This is a genomic window from Halomonas sp. (assembly GCF_031581305.1).
Taxonomy (GTDB): domain Bacteria; phylum Pseudomonadota; class Gammaproteobacteria; order Pseudomonadales; family Halomonadaceae; genus Halomonas.
This window is the reverse complement of record NZ_JAVLBC010000239.1, coordinates 401-4,335: the sequence shown is the minus strand read 5'-3', so window position 1 is coordinate 4,335 and position 3,935 is coordinate 401. Positions and strand designations below refer to the sequence as shown.

Genomic DNA, 3,935 nt, shown 5'->3' with positions numbered 1-3,935 from the left:
GGGGGCGGGCTTGCTGCCGGTCTCCTGGAGCGTGGCCAGGACGTCCACCGCATACTCGGTCTGGGGGCCCCACAGGCCGTCGATGGGGCCGACCTCGATGCGCTTCTCGCGACAGGCGAGCTGCAGGCAGGCGATGGCGCGACGCCGCTCGCTCCATCGCACGGCATCATCCGGAAGCCGGTCGGCATGGGCCTTGAGGCTGGCATTCACGGCGGCACGGGTCTTCGGCCCGAGAATACCGTCTATCTTCCGCGGTAGCGGTCATTGTCCGCGAGGAACCGCTGGAGGGTGCGGATGGCGGTCCTGTTCATGTCGTGATCCCCCCTGCACAGGTGTCTGGCGCGGCGGCTATCGCGGCCGCGCCCCTCACCTGCAGTCTAGAGGCTCCGGGGGGCAGTGCCAGGCGCCCGAGCGGGCATCGATCAGGCAGGGGAGGTCCCGTCGGGCAGCGTCTCCACCAGCCCCAGTGCCACGCACAGCCGCACCAGCTCGGCGAGGTTGGCGGCCCCCAGGGCCTTCATGGCACGCAGCCGGTAGACCTCCACCGTCTTGGCGCTGATCCCCAGCTGTTCGGCGATCTGTCGGCTGGTCATCCCCTCGGCCACGTGGACCAGGATCCGCTGCTCCTTGGGGCGAAGGGCGGCGTAGCGTGCCTGCAGCTCGGCCAGGCGGCGCCTGGCCTCCCGGCGGTGCCGGTGCTCGGCGAGGGCCTGCTGGACGGTGTCGATCAGCTGCTGGGGGTTGAAGGGCTTCTCGATGAAGTCGAAGGCGCCGGCCTTCAGCGCCGAGACCGCCATGGGTACATCGCCGTGGCCGGTCATGAAGATCACCGGAGGGGCGTGCTCGAGCTCGTTTAGGCGCTGTTGCACCTGCAGGCCCGAGAGACCCGGCATGCGCACGTCCAGCAGCAGGGCATCGAAGCCCTCCGGGTCGGCGGAGAGGAAGGTCTCGCCGTCGGCATAGGCGCAGGTGGCCAGGCCCACGGAGTCAAGCAGCCAGGCCAGGGAGTCACGCAGGGCCTGGTCGTCGTCGACGATGGCAATGCAGGCGGAGGGGGACTCGCTCACGGGCGCCTCGGGGTAGGGTCGAAGTGGAGTGGCCGGAGGGGGCCTGCCCGCAGTGTAGCGGCAAAGGTGGCCCCCTCGGAACCGTCGTCGCCTCCCGCCACGATGCCCGAACCTGCCTGCCCGCATCCGGGCTAGAGGATCTTCAGGTACTGGACCAGCGCATCGCGGTCTTGTGCCGGGAGTTCGGTGCCATACTCGTGGCCGGTATTGCTGTTGCCGGGCCGGCGGGTATCGTAGCGGAAGCCGTGCCGCTCGGCGGCCTCGCCCTCGTGGATGAAGCCCAGGCGGTCGGGATGATAGACGTCGTAGCCGCGATGGAAGACCACCGGGCGCTCCTCGGCGGGGCGCAGCAGGTCCTCGACCGTGGGCACCGAGCCGTTGTGCAGGTAGGGCGCGCGCAGCCAGATGCCGGTGAGCGGCTTGGCCACGTAGCCGTCGGTCTTGACGAAGGCGTCGAAGTCCCAGGGGTATGCCTCGGCATAGGCGTTGTAGCGTTCGGCGGACTCGGCGGTCCACATCGCCAGGCGGTGGGGGTCGGTGCCCACCTCTGCCTGCGGGATCACCGTGCCGGTGCGCGCACCCTCGGGGCCGTGGCAGCCCGCACAGGTCGCCTCGAAGAGCACCTCGCCCCGCGAGGCCCTTTGGGCGTCCCGGGTGTCGAAGGGGTAGGGCGGCGGCGCCAGCTCGCGCAGGTAGGCTTCCAGTTCGCCCAGCGCTGCCACCGGCAGGGAGTCGGGGCGGGCGCCGTCGCCGATGGCGCCGCTGAGCACGACTTCGGTGATGGCGTCGTTGAGCCCGTCCCAGTGCAGGGCGTAGCCCTCCTGCTCGTCCAGCGCCCATAGCGGCATGATGTCGGAGTTGCCGATGGTGTCGTCCTCGGCGGGGTCCAGGGCAAGCAGGTCGGGGTGGAACTTCACCGGATTGAACGGATCGATGCGCCCCGGCCCCCAGCGTGGCCGCTCCTCGGTCCAGCGGAAACGCTCGGCCTGCTCCAGCAGCCCGTCGCGGGTGCGCGGGATGATCAGGAAGCGGTAGAGCAGGCGGTCGAGCCAGGAGAGCGCCGTTTCCTCCTGGATGGCCGCCAGCAGGGTGTCGGCGGTGAAGTCCGGGTCGGCGGCGGCATCGCCCAGGAAGCGCAGGTAGGCCTGGGGATCGAAGGTCTGGTGGGGGCCGGGGCGGGTCGACACCTTCAATCCCTACAAGCTGATCCAGTTCGACATGACCCTCGCCGACCTGACGGAGGGCGAGCGCTACGTCTTCGAGGGCGAGCGGCTCGGCGAGGTGGTGCCCAACGCCACGCTCGGGGTCGACCCGGCGCGCCTGGACAGCTACACCGAGACGCTGCGCCGCTATCAGCTCACCCTGTTCGACGATGACGAGCGCTACCGTTTCCGCCACTTCCGAAATACCGACGGCTATGCCACCCAGCCCCTCGACGGGCTCTGGCTGCGCGCCCCCTATCTGCACAACGGTTCGGTGCCGACCCTGCACGACCTGCTGCTGCCGCCGGAAGCGCGTCCCACGGCCTTCGTCCGGGGCCTGGACGTGCTGGACGGCGACAAGGGCGGCTTTGTGGCCCCCGAGTGCACTCCGGGGGAGCCCCTGGACGAGGGCTTCTGCTTCGACACCCGCCTGCCCGGCAACGGCAACCAGGGCCATGGCTATGGCACCGGGCTGGCGGCGGGGGAGAGGGCGGCCCTGCTCGACTATCTGCTCACCTTCTAGCGGCCCACCGGCCAGGGAGCCTCGCTATGCAGACCTCACACGACGCGTTCCGGACCTTTCGACGGGTGATGCTTGCCGGCATCGTCCTCAACGTGCTGCTCGGCCTGTGGCTGTGGTGGTGGCCCGAGAGCTTCCTGGCGCTGCTGTCGATCCTTTTCCGGGGGGCCTTTGCGCTGTTCTTCCTGTTCGCCTCGGGGCTTCTGTGGCTACCGGCGCTCTACGAGGCGGTATTGGCCGTGCTGCAGGGCGTGAGCTTCTGGCGGGGCTGGCGAGCGGACCTGATGGCCAAGCCCTGAGCCAACGCGAAGGGCTCGCGAACGCTCGCGAGCCCCTGTGTGGCTACCGGGTGGCGGTACCCGGGCATTCAACCGGACTGGCGACGATCAAGCCGAGTCCGCCTCCCGAAAGTTCTCCCAGGCATGGTGGTAGAGCACGCCGGCGTAGCCGTTACGCTGCAGGATCTTGAGGATCTTCGCCGGATCACCGCCGTCCAGGGCCTTGTGCAGTTTCGCCCGCTGCTCGTCATCGAGTTCCTCGTACCAGTGGAAGGGCTCTCCCTGAGCATTGCCGTCCTCGGCCCTGCGCATCAGGTCGATCTCGATGCGCCCGCCATGCCGATACAGGATGTCGTAGCCCTCCTGCAGATGGGACGTCGGCACATCGCTCGGCTTCTCGAGGCCTTCCAGCACGTTGTAGTAGTAGTAGCTCAGCGGTTGCATATGGCTCCTCCAGCGGTATGCCGTGGCTCGTTCGTCCTTGAGTGCTTTTCCTTGATCCATCATGACCGAGGCGGGGCATCGAGCTCAATGGTCGATGCGCGCAATCACCTCTGCCTCAGTACGTGCTGGAGGCGGGCGTGGCCAGGCCGGGCTCGGCCAGCAGGGTGGCGGCAAAGCTGGCCCCACCGTTACCGTCGATGGGCAGCAGTTGCAGGTCTCCCCCCATGGCCTCCATCAGCGAATGGCTGATGGCCAGGCCCATCCCCAGCCCCTCGGGACGGCTGGTGTGGAAGGGAGTGAAGATCAGCTCGCGAGCCGCGGCCGGCACGCCGGGGCCGCGGTCACTGACCGTGAAGACGACCTCCCGCGAGCCCGTGCGCCGGGCGCGGATCGTCACCCGGTCGGCGTCGGGCCGGCCGCGGCT

The 3,935-nt window shown here is 69.1% G+C and carries 7 protein-coding genes; 2 read left to right on the top strand and 5 right to left on the bottom strand.

The features are described from left to right. From RI841_RS14905 to RI841_RS14895, 3 genes are all read right to left on the bottom strand, one after another. Positions 1-210: hypothetical protein (locus RI841_RS14905; protein WP_310706419.1), on the bottom strand; the 210-nt coding region annotated here is incomplete at its 3' end. 212 nt (positions 211-422) lie between these two features. After that, positions 423-1,067 carry a response regulator gene (locus RI841_RS14900; protein ID WP_310706418.1) on the bottom strand — a complete coding sequence of 215 codons (645 nt, stop codon included), beginning with the start codon at positions 1,065-1,067 and terminating at the stop codon, positions 423-425. 131 nt (positions 1,068-1,198) lie between these two features. Then, positions 1,199-2,254 carry a hypothetical protein gene (locus RI841_RS14895; RefSeq protein WP_310706417.1) on the bottom strand — a complete coding sequence of 352 codons (1,056 nt, stop codon included), beginning with the start codon at positions 2,252-2,254 and terminating at the stop codon, positions 1,199-1,201. A 31-nt stretch (positions 2,255-2,285) separates the two neighbouring features. Here RI841_RS14895 and RI841_RS14890 point away from each other — a divergent pair, with 31 nt between their 5' ends. Both RI841_RS14890 and RI841_RS14885 read left to right on the top strand, forming a co-directional pair. Further along, positions 2,286-2,792, top strand: coding sequence for a hypothetical protein (locus RI841_RS14890; RefSeq protein WP_310706416.1), 507 nt, complete (start codon positions 2,286-2,288; stop codon positions 2,790-2,792). A 26-nt stretch (positions 2,793-2,818) separates the two neighbouring features. Beyond that, positions 2,819-3,088 (top strand): hypothetical protein, encoded by a 270-nt coding sequence (locus tag RI841_RS14885; RefSeq protein ID WP_310706415.1) that lies wholly within the window; start codon positions 2,819-2,821, stop codon positions 3,086-3,088. Positions 3,089-3,175: 87 nt separating this feature from the next. Here RI841_RS14885 and RI841_RS14880 read toward each other — a convergent pair whose 3' ends face one another. Together RI841_RS14880 and RI841_RS14875 are read right to left on the bottom strand one after the other, a co-directional pair. After that, entirely contained in the window at positions 3,176-3,511 is a 336-nt protein-coding gene (locus RI841_RS14880; protein ID WP_310706414.1) for a hypothetical protein, read from the bottom strand. A gap of 115 nt (positions 3,512-3,626) precedes the next feature. Then, positions 3,627-3,935, bottom strand: a 309-nt coding sequence (locus tag RI841_RS14875; RefSeq protein ID WP_310706413.1) for an ATP-binding protein, incomplete at its 5' end; no start/stop codon positions are given.